Source organism: candidate division KSB1 bacterium (assembly GCA_016214895.1).
Taxonomy (GTDB): Bacteria; Electryoneota; RPQS01; order RPQS01; family RPQS01; genus JACRMR01.
Genome location: JACRMR010000013.1, coordinates 43,706 through 62,175, shown reverse-complemented (window position 1 = coordinate 62,175; position 18,470 = coordinate 43,706). Strand labels below are relative to the sequence as shown.

At 60.7% G+C, this 18,470-nt stretch carries 13 protein-coding genes; 5 read left to right on the top strand and 8 right to left on the bottom strand.

Annotation, left to right across the window (positions count from 1 at the left end):
- The first annotated feature begins 121 nt into the window (after positions 1 to 121).
- From HZB60_08795 to radC, 5 genes are read left to right on the top strand one after another with little or no spacing between them, the layout of a single operon-like run.
- Positions 122 to 1,360: a peptidoglycan DD-metalloendopeptidase family protein gene (locus HZB60_08795; protein ID MBI5059857.1), complete on the top strand. Its 1,239-nt coding sequence runs from the start codon at positions 122 to 124 to the stop codon at positions 1,358 to 1,360.
- Positions 1,342 to 2,574 carry a hypothetical protein gene (locus tag HZB60_08790; GenBank protein MBI5059856.1) on the top strand — a complete coding sequence of 411 codons (1,233 nt, stop codon included), beginning with the start codon at positions 1,342 to 1,344 and terminating at the stop codon, positions 2,572 to 2,574. The genes HZB60_08795 and HZB60_08790 overlap by 19 nt, the downstream gene beginning before the upstream one ends.
- Positions 2,571 to 3,746, top strand: coding sequence for a stage 0 sporulation protein (locus tag HZB60_08785; GenBank protein ID MBI5059855.1), 1,176 nt, complete (start codon positions 2,571 to 2,573; stop codon positions 3,744 to 3,746). The genes HZB60_08790 and HZB60_08785 overlap by 4 nt, the downstream gene beginning before the upstream one ends.
- A 3-nt stretch (positions 3,747 to 3,749) precedes the next feature.
- Positions 3,750 to 5,672: a methionine--tRNA ligase gene (metG, locus tag HZB60_08780; GenBank protein MBI5059854.1), complete on the top strand. Its 1,923-nt coding sequence runs from the start codon at positions 3,750 to 3,752 to the stop codon at positions 5,670 to 5,672.
- On the top strand, positions 5,653 to 7,152 hold the full coding sequence (gene radC, locus HZB60_08775) for a DNA repair protein RadC (GenBank protein ID MBI5059853.1): 1,500 nt from the start codon (positions 5,653 to 5,655) through the stop codon (positions 7,150 to 7,152). The genes metG and radC overlap by 20 nt, the downstream gene beginning before the upstream one ends.
- A 78-nt stretch (positions 7,153 to 7,230) precedes the next feature.
- On the opposite strand, the gene HZB60_08770 is transcribed toward radC, so the two are convergent.
- The 8 genes from HZB60_08770 to HZB60_08735 form a co-directional block, all read right to left on the bottom strand.
- Entirely contained in the window at positions 7,231 to 8,871 is a 1,641-nt protein-coding gene (locus HZB60_08770) for a PAS domain S-box protein (protein ID MBI5059852.1), read from the bottom strand.
- Positions 8,872 to 9,158: 287 nt separating this feature from the next.
- Entirely contained in the window at positions 9,159 to 9,863 is a 705-nt protein-coding gene (elbB, locus tag HZB60_08765; GenBank protein MBI5059851.1) for an isoprenoid biosynthesis glyoxalase ElbB, read from the bottom strand.
- 64 nt (positions 9,864 to 9,927) lie between these two features.
- Positions 9,928 to 10,851 (bottom strand): malate dehydrogenase, encoded by a 924-nt coding sequence (mdh, locus tag HZB60_08760; protein MBI5059850.1) that lies wholly within the window; start codon positions 10,849 to 10,851, stop codon positions 9,928 to 9,930.
- Between the two features lie 146 nt (positions 10,852 to 10,997).
- A complete protein-coding gene (gene rpmA, locus HZB60_08755; GenBank protein ID MBI5059849.1) occupies positions 10,998 to 11,261 on the bottom strand; it encodes a 50S ribosomal protein L27 in 264 nt (87 codons plus the stop codon).
- A gap of 62 nt (positions 11,262 to 11,323) precedes the next feature.
- The gene (gene rplU, locus HZB60_08750; protein MBI5059848.1) at positions 11,324 to 11,638 is read right to left on the bottom strand and encodes a 50S ribosomal protein L21; all 315 of its coding nucleotides are present in this window, start codon (positions 11,636 to 11,638) and stop codon (positions 11,324 to 11,326) included.
- A 57-nt stretch (positions 11,639 to 11,695) separates the two neighbouring features.
- The gene (locus HZB60_08745; protein MBI5059847.1) at positions 11,696 to 13,243 is read right to left on the bottom strand and encodes an Rne/Rng family ribonuclease; all 1,548 of its coding nucleotides are present in this window, start codon (positions 13,241 to 13,243) and stop codon (positions 11,696 to 11,698) included.
- Positions 13,244 to 13,302: 59 nt separating this feature from the next.
- On the bottom strand, positions 13,303 to 15,036 hold the full coding sequence (locus tag HZB60_08740; GenBank protein MBI5059846.1) for a BamA/TamA family outer membrane protein: 1,734 nt from the start codon (positions 15,034 to 15,036) through the stop codon (positions 13,303 to 13,305).
- Positions 15,037 to 15,038: 2 nt separating this feature from the next.
- Complete coding sequence (locus HZB60_08735) at positions 15,039 to 18,467, bottom strand: hypothetical protein (protein MBI5059845.1); 3,429 nt, start codon at positions 18,465 to 18,467, stop codon at positions 15,039 to 15,041.
- Between the last annotated feature and the right edge of the window lie 3 nt (positions 18,468 to 18,470).

The window sequence follows — 18,470 nt, the reverse complement described above, 5'->3', positions numbered from 1 at the left end:
CGGCAGTTCACCAAGGACTGTTCCCTGCCGTCTCCCCGGAAATATAGCTCGGCTGCGCGGGAATTGCAAAGCGCAGGCAATGTCTTGCAAGTTGGCACCCGGTCTATTATCTTTAATGCTAATGTGGTCAATTCTGCTGATTGCCGTAACATATTTATTTACAATATCTTCTGGCGGTTGTGCGGAATCCGGCACGAGTACGGGCTTGCTGGCCGTTCCGTCTCACACGCTGGACTCCCTGCGGGCGGCGGTAGCCCGACTGGACAACGAGCTGGAACTAGGTCGGAGGCACGAGACGGACTTGCTGGGGCGCCTCGACCTCGCCGAGCAGCGATTCAGCCTCCACGATCAATTACTGCGCGAACAACGCCGTCTGGTCAAGGACTTGCGCGATAGCATCGAGACGATGGAGGCGGAGATCGTGCGTCGCGAGGACGACCTGACTGTTTTGGGCAGTTCGATTCTGGTTTACGATGATCGTCGTCGCGAAATCGGCGAATCGATGTCGCACACGATGTTGACCGACCGTCGGCTGGCGACGTGGACTTCGCTGGAGTTTTTGTTGGGATCAGACAGTTGGCTCGAACTGATGAATCGGAGGCTGGTCATCCGGAGGATTCAGTCGGCTCAGGATGCGGAGATTCGCGCGGCCAAGTTAGCGATGGACACGCTCATTGACGCGGAATCGCAGGTGTTGGAGCGGACGACTGCGCTCAAGTGGCGGAAGGACCAGCTCGCGGCGAGGCGGCTTGACGCAGAATCCATCGAGCGGAACTACTCCATCGACGCGGCCGGTCTCCTGCGTGGCCGCAGCGAGCTGAAGTCGCAGATCAGCAGCGTGAAGAACGATCGCGAGTTGCTTGAGGGGCGACGGGAGGAGATCATCGCGGCGCAGGCTGCTATTCAGGACCTGATCGAGCGGATTTCGCGGGGGGAGCCGATTTCCGGAGTTCCGCTCAGCATGTTGAAAGGTCTCTTACCGTGGCCGGTGAGCGGCAGAGTGGTCGGGAAATTCGGGTTGCAGAAGAACGCGGAGCTTGCTACGGTCACAGAGAATCCGGGGATCGAGCTGGCGGCGAGTCCGGATGCCGAAGTCCTGTCGGTTGCCGAAGGGCGGGTATCTTCAGTCAGTTGGCTGCGGGGGTTCGGCAATGTGTGCATCGTGGAGCACCCGGGCTCGTTTTACACGGTTTATGCGCGGCTCGGCCAAGTGCGAGTTGCCGCTAATGAAATGCTCAAGCCGGGGCAGTCCATCGGATATCCGGGTTTCGATCCGGCCGCTGAAGACTATCGCGTGCATTTCGAAGTATGGTCCGGTCGCGACAAGAAGGATCCGCTGGAATGGCTGCAGCCGCGGTAGGGAAATCAGCAAAGGCGCCGGTCGAGCGTTTTGCGCTCGTAGGACAGGAATCCGTGCGGGCGGCATTGCGCGTACGCGTATGGGCGGGCGAACCCGCGCACTCCTATCTCATCAGCGGCCCGCGGGGAGTCGGCAAGTTCGGGGTTGCACAGGAGCTGGCCGTCTTGTTGTTGTGCGATCGCCCGACTGAAACCGGCTCGTGCGGCGAGTGTCCGCAGTGTCGCCTGTCTGTTCAGTTTCAGCATCCGGATCTGCATGTGCTCTTTCCGTTGCCCAAAAAGAAGCACGCCGACGAAGAAGAGGAAGAGATTGTGCTGCGGATATCGGAGCTCGTGCGTCAGCGCCTGGATCAACTCGCGGCCGACCCGTACGCGGAAACCAGATTACCCAAGAGCCGCGGCAAGGACGGCGAGGACCGCGTATCCCGCAGCGAGGACGCGATCCGGATCGGCTACACGCGCTGGCTTGTGCGCATGGCGAACAAGACGCCGTTTCAGGCTCGGCGCAAGGTGTTTATCGTCTGTCACGCGGACACCATGAACACCGAAGCGCAGAGTGCGTTCCTGAAGACGCTGGAAGATCCGCCGGAACGAACGCACTTCATCTTGATCACGGAACACGAGGGCGAGCTCAAGGACACCGTGCGCTCGCGATGTCGCCGGATCCGGTTGAACGGATTGCCGACTTCATTGCTGATTGACCATCTGAGCGAGCGCGGCGTCGAGCGAGCGTTGGCGACCTCGGTTGCCGCGCTGAGCCGCGGCAGCGTCGCGCGCGCGCGCGAACTGCTCAGTTCGGATTTGAATGCCACTCAGAATCAAATTATCGATTTCATGCGTACGACGGCGACGGGTTGCGATCCCGTGAAGTTGCAGAAGCTTATCGAAGAGTTCACCAGTGGCGCGGACGCCGGACGCGGGCGGATTCTCGATCTGATGATTGCGTTCTGGCATGATGTGTCCCTCTACCGCGCCTACGCCGGTCATCCCCCGGTTCCGCTCGCGTTCGACGCCCAGCAGGATGTGGTTGACAAATTGGTCCGTGCGTTTCCTCACGCGTTGCCGGACCGGGCGGTCAGCGAGATCGAGAGGGCGGCGGCACATTTGGAACGGTACTATTCGCCCGACTACGTTTACTACTCTTTGGCGATTCGCCTCCATGACGCCTTCGGTCCACGGCGGGCGCTCGTCCATCCGGAGCGCCCGCATAGATGATGCTTGATGTCCTCGAAATAGAATTCAAGGGTCGGCGCAAGGAATTTGCGGCGAATCCCATGCAGTTTCCCTTCGCCGTCGGCGAACCCGCGATTGTGGATGTGGAGCGGGGGCTGGACTTGGGCAAGATCAGCCACCTGGGCTGGCGTGGCGGGATGCAGGGCAGTGACAATCTGCCCTACCGCGTGTTACGCCGCGCCACAACGGCAGACCTTCGGGTACTCGATCAGAATCGGGACCGCGAGCTCGAGGCCAAACGCGGCGCCCGTAAGAAGGTCGGCGAGCACCACTTGGACATGAAGGTCGTCGATGTCGAGCTGCAGTGGGATGGCCGCAAGATGACGTTTTACTTCACAGCCGAGGGGCGGGTGGATTTCCGGGAATTGGTCAAGGACTTGGCCACGACATTCCGGACCCGGATTGATCTGCGCCAGATCGGGGCGCGGGATGAGACGAAGCGCACCAACGGGTACGGGATTTGCGGACGTCCCCTATGCTGTGCCACGTTTCTGAGCGAGTTCAAACCGATCACGACGCAGATGCCGCGGGACCAGTTCCTGCCGCTGAATCCGTCGAAACTCTCGGGGGTGTGCGGCCGCCTCAAGTGCTGTTTGCGCTACGAGTTAGACGTATATCGCGACTTCCAGCGCTCGTGTCCCAAGGTTGGCCATCCCGTCAAGGACGAGTCCAAGCAGGAAGGTGTGATCGACAAGCTTGACGTGATGCGCGAGCAGATTCAGATTCGCTTCGGCGATGGCACGGTTGACAAGTACTCCCGCGAGGAGTTCTTGCAGATTTCAAACTGGAAGCCCGAGATGCCGCGGTCGGAGTGCATTTGCACTTGTGGTCGCAAGCCGGCGACGGCGTTGCCTAAACCTCAGGCCGTCAAGAGCCAGATCGAAACGGCACCGGAAAGCGTCGAGGGTGCGGAGAAGATCACGTTGTTGGCCGGGGGCGGTCTTGGCATGCAGGCACAGGATGGCAGCGGCGAGGTACGTTTCGGCCAGAACGTGGATGCGACGCCGAAGAGCGCGGAACCGACAAAAAAGAAGCGGCGCCGTCGTCGCAAGAAGAAGCCCGGCTCGGGAGCCGTCGGTGGCGCCGCCACGGGACCTGCTCCGGCGCAGGCCGGCACCGAAACGGACGACGATGACGACGGAGACGAGGAATAGTCAGTGCAGAAGTCCTATTACATAACGACGCCGATTTACTATGTGAACGCCGATCCGCACATCGGCACCTCGTACACGACGGTGCTGGCGGACACGTTGGCACGCTATCACCGGCTGCTGGGCGAGACGGCGTTCTATCTGACGGGCACCGATGAGCACGGCGAGAAGATCGCCAAGTCGGCGGCGGCGGCGGGCGTATCGCCGCAAGACTGGACGGACACGGTCAGCGCGCGATTTAAGGTGCTCTGGCCCAAGCTGCACATTGCCTACGACCGGTTTGTTCGCACCACCGAACCCGCGCATGTCGCGCTTGTGCAGAAGATCCTGCAACGGGTCTATGATAGCGGCGACATCTATTTCGGCGAGTACGGCGGCCACTACTGCACGGGGTGTGAGCGGTTCTTGACCGAGAAGGAGCTCATCGAGGGCAAGTGCCCCACGCACGGCACGGTTCCGGAGTACGTGCAGGAGCAGAACTACTTCTTCCGCATGAGCAAGTATCAGGACTGGTTGATTGACAAGATTCAGCGCGATCCGCAATTCATCCGGCCGGAACGATATCGCAACGAGGCGCTCGGCTATCTGCGGGAGCCGCTCGACGATCTCTGCATTTCCCGGCCGCGCACGCGCTTGTCGTGGGGAATCGAGATTCCGTTCGACAGGAACTACGTCACGTATGTTTGGTTCGACGCACTGCTGAACTACCTGACGGGCGTCGGTTATGACGGCGATCCGCAGTGGTCGCGGCACTGGTCGGCGGTCGAGCACATTATCGGCAAGGACATTCTGAAGCCGCACGGCATCTACTGGCCGACGATGTTGAAGGCGGCCGGGATCGAGCCGTTTCAACATCTTTCCGTGCACGGCTACTGGACGCACAAGGGCGAGAAGATCTCGAAATCCGCCGGGCCGATGATGCCCGTGGAGCCGCTGGTGCGCGCGTTCGGGGCGGACTCCATTCGGTACTTCTTGCTGCGGGACATGGTCTTTGGCATCGACGCCGGCTATTCGCTGGATTCGATGGTGCAGCGGATCAACAGCGATCTGGCGAACGATTTTGGGAATCTGCTCTCACGGATATCCAAGCTCGTGGTCGATCACTTCGACGGACTGATTCCGGTCGGCCCGGCCGTACCCGGAGCACTCGCGAGCCATTCCGCGCGATTGGTCGCTCAGATTCCCGAGCTGCTGGACCAACTCAAGTTCCATACGCTGGTCGAGGAGACGATGCAGCTCGTACGCGCGACGAACCGTTACTTTGAAGGCTCGGCGCCGTGGGCGTTGGCGAAAACCGACAAGATCCGTTGCGGCGAAGTGCTATACGAGTGTGCCGAGGCCTTGCGCATTGCCGCCGTGTTGTTGTCGCCGGTGATGCCCGAGCGCACGAGTGTCGTGTTTGCCCGGTTGGGTGTGCCGGTCGAGCGGTTCACGCTCGCCGAATCGGCGCGCTGGGGCGGTCTGCGTTCCGGTGCCAAACTTGTCCATGGCGAGCCGCTCTTTCCGCGGATCGAAGAGCGGGAGCTGCCGCGGCTGCTGCCCGAGTTCTTCCCCGATGTGTCGCCGTCGGCTGCGGCCGCTGTCGCGCCACCGCAACCGACGGTTGATTTAATCGAGATTGGCGATTTCAGCAAAGTACAATTGCGAGTGGCCCGGGTACTTTCGGCGGAACGCGTCGAGAAGGCCGACAAGCTGTTGAAACTGCAAATTGAGGTTGGCGTTGAACGGCGCCAGATCATCGCGGGCATCGCTCAGTTCTACTCGCCGGAGTCACTGATCGGCAGGTTGATCATCGTCGTGGCCAATCTCAAGCCGGCCCGGCTTCGCGGTGAGGAGTCGCAGGGGATGCTGCTGGCCGCCAAACAGAACGGGGAGTTGAGACTCTTGACCGTGGACGGAACTATCGAGAGTGGAGCGAGTGTTGGATAACCTCTGGATTCGTTGCGAACCGCTCGTGGAAGCGCTCGGCCGATTCAGCGGCCGCCGCGCGCTCATCGTCGAGAGCGAGCGAGATACGCTCGTTCCGATCGTCTCACGTCGGTTCGAGTCCGTGGAATGCGTGCGCGTTCAACCGGTACTCGCACCGCCGCCGCGCCCGGAAAGCGCGGTGCGGAACACGAATGTAACCATCTTGCCGGACACGTCGATTCTGCCCTTCGGCGACAACGAGTTCGATGTCGTGTATGTCGGCCGCGTTTGTTCGCGTGTACCTGATTGGCGCGCATTCCTCAAGGAGTGCACCCGCGTGTTGCACCAGCGCGCGAGTCTTGTCGTACTCGAGAGCAGCGGTCGGGTGCTGAACGAGCAGCAACTCAACCTGCTCGAGTTGGATCGCCTCCTGTTGGATCGCGACATGGCGATCACCGGCCTGACCTTGGTCGTGCCGACCGTCGATGAGATCCGCGCGGAATTGCGGATGCGCGACATCCACCATCTGCGTGTGGTGGACTACGGTCCGCAGGATTTCAGCGGGGACAACGCGGCGAAGTTCGGCTACAAGCGCGAGTGTCTGGACCGGCTCAAGACCGATCTGATCCCATCGCTGGGGCGCGTCGGGGCGCGCCGCGACGAGTTCGAGCATCGCCTAATCGACGTCAAGCGGCGCATCGAGATTGGCGGTGTTGAGCCTCCGAGTTTTGCGCTCTTGTTCGGGATGAAGAAGACCAGTTACGCGACCGCGGCGCCGGAGGGGTCCTTATTCGCCGCGGAGTCCTCCGCGCTGGCCGAAGTTGCGGTTGAGGAAGCGCAGATCGCGCGAACCAAGTTGCCCGAGCTGCCCCGGCCGGATGCACCCGAAATCGAGACCATGGTCACGGCGGACCTGCTCTCGCTGGTGATGTCCGCCGGCGAATCGACGCACCGCTTCAGCAAGCTGGCCCAGCGCGTGGTCAAAGAGTACGGCTCGCGCGCGGTCGCCGAGGAGCGTGACCCGGACCGGCTGAGTGAATCGCTGAAGATCAGCCGGCCGCGCGCCTTGCAGATCGTCGCGGCGTTTGAACTTGGCCGCCGCTTTTTCGCGCGCTCGGGTGAGGACTTTCCGATTCTGCGCGGGCCGGAGGACGTCTTTCGACATACCGCGGACATGATGAATTTGCGACGTGAGCAGTTTCGCGGGCTATATCTGAATTCGCGTCAGCGATTGGTCGCGGACGAAGTCATTTCCATCGGAACCCTGACCAGCGCGATCCTGCATCCGCGCGAAGTGTTTCGCCCGGCCGTCACGCACCGCGCGGTATCCGTTATCGTTGTTCACAACCACCCGAGCGGCGATCCCGAACCGTCGCCCGAGGACGTGGAGATGACCAAGCAACTGGCGGCGGCCGGGCAGATGCTGGGGATTGAGCTGATCGATCACTTGATCGTCGGCGGCGAATCGTGGTTCAGCATGAAAGAGGCCGGACTTTTTTAGCGAATCGACGCCGGAGGCTTGGCAATACACGAACGGCGCATCAGGGTGATGCGCCGCTTTCATTGGGCGACCGCTCGACTATGCCAGCGGAAAGGAAACGGTGAATGTGGACCCGCTGCCGAGGGCGGACTCTACCTGAATCTGTGCCTTGTAGGAATCAGCGATTCCCTTTGAGATGTAGAGTCCAAGGCCGGTTCCCGTACTCTTCCGGGTGAAGAATGGTTCGAAGATGTGCGGGATCACGTCCGGCGCCATTCCCGCACCGTCGTCGCTGATCAGGACTTCGACGGCGGTTTCCGATGCGCGCGACACGATCCGCAGTGCTCCACCGCCGGGCATCGCTTCGATGGCATTCAAAACCAGATTCAGCAGTAGTTGCTGAAGCTCGGCCGCGGCGGCGATGATCGTCGGGAGCTCCGGTTGCAAATCAGTATTGGCCGTAATCCCCGCTTCGTTAAGTTGCGGTCGCAATAACAGCAGGACGTTCTCGATCACGGAGTTCAGCGCAACGCTGGTGCGCGCGACTTCGCCGCCGCGATTCAACTCCAACATTCCCCGCAGGACCTGGCGGATTCGACTGATGGCTTCGCGGATTCGCTCCACTTGTTCGCCGGCCTGCGCCGGGTCCACCAGTTTTTGGAGCGAGTTCAGCTGGGACAAGATCGCCTGCAACGGGTTGTTTATTTCGTGCGCAACACCCGCGGCCAAGCGTCCGGTGGCGGCCAATCGCTCCGAAGTCAAGAGATGCTGAAACAACGCCCGTTCGTGGGTGACATCGCGCAACAGGTACTGGTCGCCGCGCGGGGTGCCGCCCTGCCTGACCGGCAAGCGCGTAAATTCGAAGGCGCGTCGCGCCGCGCCGGCGGTCTTGAGTTCGACCTGCGTCATGATCGCGTCATTCCCCGGGACTTCCAGGTTCCGCAGTGCTTCATCGATCGCACCGCGATCCAGCGCAAGTTCACGCAGGACGGACGGCAAGGGTCTGCCCAGAAAGTTCTCACGGGCAAATCCCAGCACGTCGCTGAACGCCTGATTCAAGTAGATCACGAGGTCGCGCTCGTCCGTAATCAGGATCACGTCCCGGCTGGTATTGATCAGACGCGAGAATTTCTCCTGCGCCAATCTGGCTTCCGCCATTCGCTCGTACAAGCGCTGTTCGACGTCTTCCGTCCGCGCCATCAGCCTGTCACGCGCCTGGGTCGCGTGGAGCTGCAATGAGCAGTGCTGGAGCAAGACCTCCAACAGTCGCACGTCGTCGCTCACGGGTCGCGCTCCGGCCCGTACCGCGATCGTGGTGAGAAACCCTGCGATGGCTCCGTCTTGACCCGGCATCGGTAGAGCCAGTTGATCTGCCTCCGCCCACTCGCCGATCGGGCATTCGTGGGCATCGACTTTCCCGGGGATCAACTGCGCCGCGCCGAGTTCGCTGTCGGCACGCACGAAATCGAACGGACGCAACGCGCGCCCTTCCAGCACGCGAACACGCGTGCGCAAGAACTCCACCGCGTCAGCCGTCGCCGCGTCGAAGCCGGCGTCGCGAATGCGGAACTTGTCGTCAGCGACCAATAGCACCGCGCCGCGAAACATGCCGGATCCGACGATTATCCGACAGACATGATTCACTATCTGATCGGCGGATTCGAGCAACCGCAGGCGCGCACTTCCCGCAAAGAAGTGGTCCAGCAGATCGCGATAGCGCTTGTCGGATGATTCAGCCAAGGTCGCCTTTCACCGGCTAAAATTCGTGATTCGAAATGCGTCGCGGCGAAAACGATATTGCCCCACCCGGCCTCCGCGGATCGTCAACGCCGAGGCACAACACGTCAAACCGCGGGTCACTTCTCGTTAGAAGTCGTCGCTCACATCCGGCGGCAGACCCTCAAACTCATGGAAAACCGGATGCAACGGCGCGGACCACGGCAGGGCATACCCCAACGAATCAAGATATAAAAAAAGACCGGCCAATACAACCGGTCTTTCGCGTTTCGTGCTGTCAGGCGATTCCGCTATGCCGTCGTCAAAACCGAATCCCGGGGCTTTTCAGTCGCTTCGTGAGTCATGTGGACGACCTGCCGGACGAGCTTCTCGATCCCGATTTCAACGTCCGCAATCCGCGCGCTGTACATATAGGCGGGTGTGGAGACGATCAGATTCTCATGATCGGCGACGCAGTCCGTGACCTCGCAGACAACATGCTTGGACCCGAACGCCTCGGCGGCGGCGGACGCACTCGACTGGGCGCCAAGCGTGAGCGACGCATGCACGTTGGTCCCCTTGAGCGCTCGGGCCAGGACGATCGGGGAAATGCAGATCACTCCGACGGGCTTGCGCGCCGCAACCATCGCGCGCATGAACGATTCCACCACCGGCTGAATCGAACAGGCCTCACCCTTGGTTGCAAAGTCACAGTAATTCTTGGCCGCGCCAAATCCGCCGGGGAGAATCACCGCATCGAGTTTGGCGACCCAACTGTTATCCAGCGCGGCGATCTTGCCGCGGGCGATGCGAGCCGCTTCGACCAGTACGCGACGGGACTCCCCCATCGCGTCGCCGCTCACGTGATTCACAACGTGCATCTGCGGCAGATCCGGCGCCAAACATTGATAAGCAACGCCGAGCCGATCCAAGCTGAGCAATGTGAGCACCGACTCGTAGATCTCGGCCCCGTCCAGGTAGCCGCAACCGGCGAGGACTACACCAACGGTCTTCATGATTCGGTCTCCTCAATTAAGTGGCGGGAAACTCGCAAGACCAATTCAAACCCGCAATTTCGGGTTAGACTTTCGTCGCTTGCAAGAGCGAGGTCACGGCATCGGCCGACTTGGCGAACATGGCCTTTTCATCGTCGTTGAAGGGGATCTCAAGGATCTTCTCGACGCCCTGCTTGCCGACGATCACAGGGACACCCATGTAGATGTCGCGATAGCCGTATTCGCCCTGCAGCCATGCAGCGCAGGGCAGCACGCGCTTCTGATCGTGCACGATGCTCTCGACCATTTCGACCGCGGCCGCCGCCGGTGCGTAAAACGCCGAGCCGGTCTTCAAGTACTTCACGATTTCAGCACCGCCGTCACGAGTGCGCTGCACGATCGCATCAATGCGCTCCTTGGGCAGCAGCGCCGTCAGCGGCACTCCGCCGACGGTAGTCAGCCGCGGCAGTGGAACCATCGTGTCGCCATGACCTCCGAGCACAACCGCCGCGACGTCCCGTACGGACACTTCCAGTTCCATCGCAATGAACGTCCGGTAACGAGCCGTGTCGAGAATCCCGGCCATTCCAAACACTTTTTTGTGCGGGAAGCCGGACAGCTTCAAAGCGGCGAAGCACATCGCATCCAGCGGATTCGAGACCATGATGATAAACGCGTTGGGCGAGACCTTGGCCGCCTGCGTAATCGCGTCCTTGATGATCACCACATTCGCGGCCAGCAAGTCATCCCGCGACATTCCGGGCTGACGCGGCTTACCGGCGGTCATGACGATAATATCGGAGTTGGCGGTGTCGGCGTACGCGTTAGTGCCGCGCACAACGGTGTCGTAAGCTCCAACGGGTGCGGCCTGGTACATATCCAGACCCTTGCCCTGCGGAATGCCGTCAAGAATATCGATGACGACGACTTCTCTGCAAATGTTCTTAGCGGCGAGAATGTACGCGCAGGTGGCTCCGACGTTGCCGGCGCCGATGACGGTGATTTTCATGAGAGGAGGTGTTTGGGGAGGGACATAGCTGAAATCGGAATGGTTTTGTCAACAAAAGAAAGCGCGGCGCTGAAGATCAGGCCGCGCAAAATGCTTGAAACGAAGCGCGGCGAGTGACAATCGGCCGCTAAATCAATTCGAGTCCGCTACGCCTCCACGGGCTCGATATGGACGGACTTCCGCAGTGCATTTGTGGAAGTCACGAACTTCACTTTGCCCTCGATCAGGGCAAACAGCGTATGATCGCGCCCGCAACCGACGTTTTCGCCCGGCTTGATTTTGGTCCCGCGCTGGCGCACGAGAATCTCTCCGGCACTGACATGCTGACCGGCAAAACGCTTGACGCCGAGCATCTTGGGCTGACTGTCGCGGCCGTTGCGCGAAGAGCCTTGACCTTTTTTGTGAGCCATGGGAGGGAAGCGGTTGGAATACTTTGAAACTGGAGCAGCGGCGGATTGACCGCTGACAAGACTCAGGCCTCGATCGAGTCGATGTGCAGCGTCGTGAAGTGCTGCTTGTGGCCGCGCTGCTTGTGATAGTCGATTCGCTTCTTCTTCTTGAAGACGACAACTTTGGGATTGCGCCCGTGTCCGACGACGGTGGCATGCACCTTGGCCTTGACGTAGGGAGCTCCGATCTTTGGCACGGCTCCGTCAGAAACCAGCAGCACCTCATCGAAGACCAGCTTCTGGCCTGCTTTGGCTTCTTCGAAATAATCGACCTTCACGGTACTGCCGGGGGCGGCTTTGACCTGACGGCCGGGGGTCACATTAAATACTGCGTACATGGTGGAAATTGGCCTTTCTCGTAAAGCCCTCTAAAATACGGCTTTCTGAGGAAATTGTCAAGCGGGCACGGAGCGGAAGTCATCGGTGACTTCTCGCTTCTGTTTCCAGCTGTAACACTTGAATTCATCTAACCTTAGGCTCGGCTCCGGCTCCAGCTTGATGTAGAGCATCGAATCCCACATGATCTGACGAAGATGAGATTTGTCTCCTTTTGTCACAAAATCAACGATTTCAGGATGTGCCTTCACAGTTAGTCCCATTTCACCGGACCGTGCCCGGAACCTCCGAATCCAGGATTGCAACTGGGTGACGACAGACTCCTTGACAACGACCATCCCGGAGCCTCCGCAGGTCGGGCAAGTCTCGTTGAAGGTATGCAGGAGCGAGTCCTTGGTCCGCTGCCTCGTCATCTCCATGATCCCGAACTGACTGATCGGCGCCAGGTCCCACTTCGCCCGATCATCTTTCAACGCCTGGCGCATGGCCTCGAAGAGCTTCTTGCGATTTCGTTCATCGATCATGTCGATGAAATCGATGATGATGATTCCGCCCAGATCGCGCAGTCTGAGCTGCCGCGCGATTTCCTGCACAGCTCTCAGATTGACGCGCAGATTGTTTTCGTCGTGGTGTTCCTTGCCGACGAAGCGTCCGGAGTTCACGTCGATCGTGACCACGGCTTCCGTTTGCTCGATGATCAAATAACTGCCGCCGCCGAACCACACACGCCGCGACAGGCTCTTATCAATCTCGGACTCAATCTTGAACGCGTCGAAGATCGGCTCTTCGCCGTCGAAATACTGGATCGAATCAAGCTGTTGCGGCGCCACGGAACGCACGTAGGCTCTAATCTCGCGGTAGAGCTTGCGGCTATCGACGATCACGCGCGTCGTCTCGGGTGAAAACAGGTCGCGGATGATGCTGGATGTGATCGGTGCTTCCTTGTGGACGCGAACCGGCGCGGGCGTTGACTCGATCCGTTTCTGGATCATCTGCCAGAGTCGCATCAGCGTACGCAGATCGCGCTTGACTTCGTCATCGCTCTTGCCTTCGCCAACCGTGCGACAGATCAGGCCGAAACCTTCGGGTTGCAGGGATTTGATGATCTGCTTGAGGCGCTTGCGCTCCTTGAAGTCGGGGATTCGTTTTGAGACGCCGACCAGATTATCCCCGGGCACCAGTACCAGGAATCGTCCGGGCAGCGAGACTTGCGACGTCAACCGGGGTCCCTTCTTGCTGATCGGCTCCTTGATGATCTGCACCAGCAATTCCTGTCCGGCCTTCAGTTCGGCGCGGGGCTTGTAGGCCCGCCGGAATCCCTGGCGCTTCTCGGGCAACGAGACATCTTCCATTTCCATGCCTTCCGCCATATCGACGGCGGATTGGAATAGGTCCGAGAAGTGAATAAAGCCGTCGATTTCCCAGCCGATATCGATGAACGCCGCCTGCATGCCGGGCATGACGCGGTGCACGATGCCTTTGTAAATGTCGCCGACGTTGCGTTCGTGCTCCGGACGCTCCACAAAAAGGTTGGCGAGTACGCCATCCTCCGTCAGCGCGAGCCGCGACTCGGTTGTCGTGGAGTTAATGATGAGTTCTTTTTTCAAGGGAAGAAGTGGTAAACGTTGTGACAGTGAGTGGCGCGCATCCGCCCCGCGGCGCACGCTCAGAAACTTGTGAACAATGAAAAATGTACTTTGCCGTTCAGCACGCGGTCGTCCTGACCGACGCCGTAATCGAAGCCCCAGGTGCCCAGCGTCGATTCGAGTCGCAGACCGACTCCGGTCGCCGGCCGAAACAGGGACGACGATGCTGGACCGCTGGCCGTCCGCACTTCGCGGTAGATCGCACCGGCATCCGCGAAGAGATAGAGTCGCGATGCCTCGCCGAGCAAGTACCTCAACTCGGCGGACGCCCAGCCCAGCCGCGAACCCTGAAACTGCTCCTCGCGATAGCCGCGCAGGGTTCGCGCTCCGCCCAGTCGATACATGTCCGAAACCGGGATTTCCGGTTCATCACTCTCCGTCCCGCGCGCGTGCAAGGCGAGACTGGCTACCCAGTAGGGGAGCGGCTCGGCGACGGCTTCGGCATCGGCACTCACGCGCCGCACCCCGAACCGGCCGGCATCCAACGAGTCATTCAGCCGTTCGCGGCGCTTTGTGCCGCTGCCCACGGTCGTCGCGAACCGGAATCCACGCCGTGGATTTGGCGGGAAATCGCGCGTGTCAATCGCCAGCCCGGTTTCGAACACCACGGTACTGCTGTTCGCCAACCCCAGACGGACCGCCGATGCCGAATCCACCAACACAGCCTCGAAGCGAACCGCTCCGGTGACGACGACATTCGATCCCAGCTCGGCGTCCGCCACCACGCCCATCTTGCGCGTGACATAGCTCGTATCATCGATCCGCTGCGAAAAATCGCCCGCCAGACTGAGCGGCGAATTCAACACCCACGGTTCGCGATAGGCGATCTCGACGCTCTGCGTTCGTGAATCGGGCCGCGCCCAGTGCACATGGCCCTTGCGTCCGCTTCCGAGCAGATTGATGAAATCGAGGTTGACAAGTCCGCTGACCGTCCCGTTCTTACCCTGCTCGCCGGGCAGATATCCGGCCACGGCATCAAGTCGTGTGGCGCGTGCCTCTTCGACCGGGAACTGCACACCGCTGCTCCCATCCTCTCGTACGACGATTCGCGGATCTCCGACTGACCGCAGAAAATCCAGTCGTGCCAGTCTTCGCTTTCCCCGCGCGACCGCGGCATCGCTGTAGGGAACCGGTACCCGAAATCTCAGGTACCGCCTCAAGAAGGCCTCGCTGGTCCCGCGCAATCCGCTGAACTCGACGAATTCGATCTCGGTGAACGGTCCGCTGGTGAGCTTCAGATAGAGATCAACGGTGTGATCGGTGGAGTCCGCGTCCACGCGTTCCAATTCGACACGCGCATACGGATAGCCCGCGGAGGTGAACTGGTCGAGGAGCCGATTCAAGTCGGCACGCAGACGACTCCATTGAAACGACGCGCCACGCGTCAGCAACAGGTCGGCATTCGCGTCAGCTACTCGTCCGGAATCGCCCGCCCAATGCAGTTCATCGACAACCGCCGTGGACCCTTCCGTAACAAAGACCGTTAACACCGTGCCGCGCTTGCCGCGCTCGCCGCGGATGCTGTCGGTTCGCGCAAACAGCAGGTCGCGGGCAATCAGCGAATCGACCAGCCGGCTGCCCGCGGCTTCCATCGCAACGGCGTCAAGCTGCTGTCCGCGCTCGACGCCGAGCATTCGCACCAACTCGGCATCGGAAAAGACCCGGTTTCCGGAGCACCGAATTCGCTCGACGGCTGCCGTCTCGGCGCTTGAATCGACGACACATCGCAGGAGGCAAAGCAGAATTATGCTCATTCTCATAGCGACGCCCGCGCCTCCACACGCCCCGTATGGATTACTCTCTCCCCCGCGTCACGCCTTCCGGTGTAGGAGATCGAAGCGGAAAAGTTCTGGCCGAAGGCGTACGTGCCTCTGACCGACCAGCGAAAATTTTCGCCGCGGTTGGCGCCGCGCGCGAGCTCAAACGGAATGCTCTCGCGATTGGCAGTGGCGTGAGACCAGGCGAACTCGGCATCCAGTCTGCCGCGACCGGCCATGGTCAGGGTCGCGCGCGGCTTGACGTCCCGCAAACTGGCCTGCGTCGATGTTTGTTCGTCGCGGATCTCCTGCGCGCCGAAATCCAATCCCAGTTCCCACAACCGCGTCAGGCTGAGCGAGTTGTTCTGAGTCAGTTCGAACCGGGCGATGTCCCGGTCCGGCAGGACTCCATTGTCGTAGCCGATCGTCTCGGTCGAAGTACCGATTTCGGTCTCACCGCGCAGGATCTCCGTGTACAGCATCCGCGTGCGCAGGGCCGCTTCCCGGAGCGACCGGCGTTGACCGCCGTTCAAATACTGATTCTGCAGCGACTCCGCATGCCGGTAGCGCAGGCGAAACGAACGCTTGCGGCTCAAGCGCAGGACGTGTAAGTCCTCGCGCAGCGAGAACGTGCCATAGAGCGTGGAGTCTCCGCGAAAGCGCGTTGGATCCAAGAGCACCATCCGCGCCGACAATGGCAGCCGTGTGCGTTCCTCGATCGTCAGTTCAGTCTCACTCGACAGCGCCCGGATCCAGGCGGCCGCTGCGGGTCCCAGCTCATCGGCGCGAATTGAAGCTTGCGCCGAAAGGTTTAGATCCGTGGCCGGCTGATAGGAACCGGTGTTTCGCGGAACGAGGATGTAGTCACCTTGATCATCGGGAACGTATTTGTCGCCCTCTTTCCGGTAACTTCCTGTTCCGGCGGGAACCTGAATCGCCACCAGAATCTGATCCGCTGACTGAGTTTTCGCCGCCTCGTAGATCAGGTTTCCTTCCACGACCCTGCGCCGCGGCGCGAATACCGTTTCGAGGCGTCCCACGTCTGTCACGATGTCGGCGGAATCCAGACCCGGAAAACTCTTCTCGCGGTGAGTATAACGCAGCGAGCCGCTGCCAAGTTCCGGCGGCTGCCATGACAGCAGGCCGCTCATATCATCGGCCCGGGACGACTTCTCAAACCGGTCCGCCGGTGTCAGCTCCTCGTCGTTCCGACGCGAGAACTGCGCGTCGGCGTTCAGCCGATATCCCAGATCCACTGCCGACCCGATTGCGTAGTCAACAAACCGAAAACCGCTCAAACCGCTGCGACGTTCGTCGCGCTTGCGCTCGCGATCGACGGAAACGCGCGGCGCGAATCTCGATATCGCCCCGTCCATCGCAGCGCGTTGCCGAATCCAATCGCTTTGCCGCGAGTTCGTCGAGTCGTCGGCGCGGATGTCGAGGTGACTCGCCGATGTCCGCCACCCGTTGGCAATCGTCCAGCCGGCGCTCAATTTCCGGCGCGCTGAAGTCTGCACATCCGGGCGAAGCAGATCACCATAGCTGGCGGCGAAACTCACCGCATGGATCGGCATCAACCGGAGTTCCGCCTCGCGGATCAACTCCTGTGTTCCCTGGTTGCGATTGGCGTCCCACTCGCGTTCGAACTCCGTTTCCAGTGCGCGGTTGATCTCGACGAAGTCCTCGTTCCGTCCGCGCATGCGGGTGAGCACGGACAGGCTGCGCGGACGAACTCCCAGAATGGACGGACGTTGCCGGGAATACTCCCCGCTCACCGAGAACGCCGTGCCGCCGTTGTCTTCATCGTCGCTGCTTGAAAACGTATTCAGATCATTGCGGCTTAACGCGCCCTCGAACGACAGGTCGAGGCCCGCCAGGGGTCGGGTGGACACGCGCAGGTCGCCGAAGTCGTATCGACGCGGCAACGGCAGTCGCCGATACGGCCGGTATCGACCGTTGCCGGGTCCGACCCAGTAGAAGTAGGTCAGCCCTCGCGAGTCCGCCGTGGCCTCATAGTCGCCCGCGCCGACGGCGAACTCGTCGAAATAGACTTGCCATTGTCCGGTCAGCGCGCCGGCGGTATCGCGCTCTGAGTAGCGAAAAATGGAATAGGATTCCGCGTTGGCCGCGGTGTCGATGCGCACATAGTCACCGCGACCGGGTCCCAGCGAATCCGCGGCGAACACGACCGCCGCATCCGCGCGATCACCGGCCAGCCGTAGTGCGTCGCGGTCCGCGTCGGTAAACGACGTTCCGACCGGTCGATCGCGGCTGTCGCTTTCGTTGATCAGCGTGATCGCCGTGGTGAGCACTCCGCGCTTGACACTAACCCCTGTACGGTGATTGACGAACGAGCGTTCAAAGTCCTCGTTCGAGTACTCAAAGTCGATTACCATCCGGCTTGCCGACGTAATGACTCGCTTGGCCGTGAACTTGATCTCGCCGCTGCTGTAATCGATGACATAATCGTTGCCTTCGCCGCGTCGCATCGGTTCGCCGTCGAGCCAGACATGCTCAGTTCCGGCCAGGACCAGAATTCCGCTGCTGCCGTTCTTGTCTCGCAAAGGGTACGGACCTTGATTGGCTTCCTGACCCGCGATTGAATTGGAAAAGAACTGTCCTTTGCTTGTCGCCGCGCTTACGGCAACCACTGCCACCGAGTCATGATACGCGGCGCTAAGCCCCGTGAGCTTGCGATGATAGTCGTCGTAGTCGCCGCCGGTCAGATCCAGGTTGAAGTCGCCTACCGTCGCGCTCATGCGCGGGCTCTTGACGGTGACGAAGACTTTCTCCAGTTCGTTCAGGGCTTCGGTGGTGCCATCCGGCTGGATTGGTGTGGACTGGTCTGTAAGCGCCGCGACGACATCGATGTTTTTTCCGACTCGTCCCTGCACCGTGAGATTGAGGGCTGACTCGAGTGCGAGGTCCTGGCCGCTGCCTACCTGCACACTGCGGATCAGCGAACCGGACTTGTTCAGGCGACTCCATCCCGACGTTTCGGAAAGACCCGAACGCGAACCGGGAAGGATCCGCAGGCTATCCGCTACTCCGATGCGGGAATGAGATACGGCGAGTTCGCTGAGGACATGTCGGCTGTAGAGACGATAGAGCGGGATCGAACGATAGATGAAGCGAACGGAAAGGGTGTCGCCTTGGGGTAAGGGGCGGAAGAGCCAGATGCGGTTGCCGGGTTCAATCAGCCGCCAGCGTTCAAACTCGGAAAGCGTCTGGCCGCGGGCCGTGACTTGAATGGAATCGATCTCAATCCATGGCACGCTGAGCGTGAGCAACGTGTCGGTAGCACCCGTGGACACGAATCTCGCCTGTCCGATTCGCGACGGAATCGCGCAGGCGGTCGGCGCGTTCAGTGCAATCAACAGCAGCGCCATCGCACAGCCGATGCCAAGGCTTGATGCCGGGTGTCTCACTCC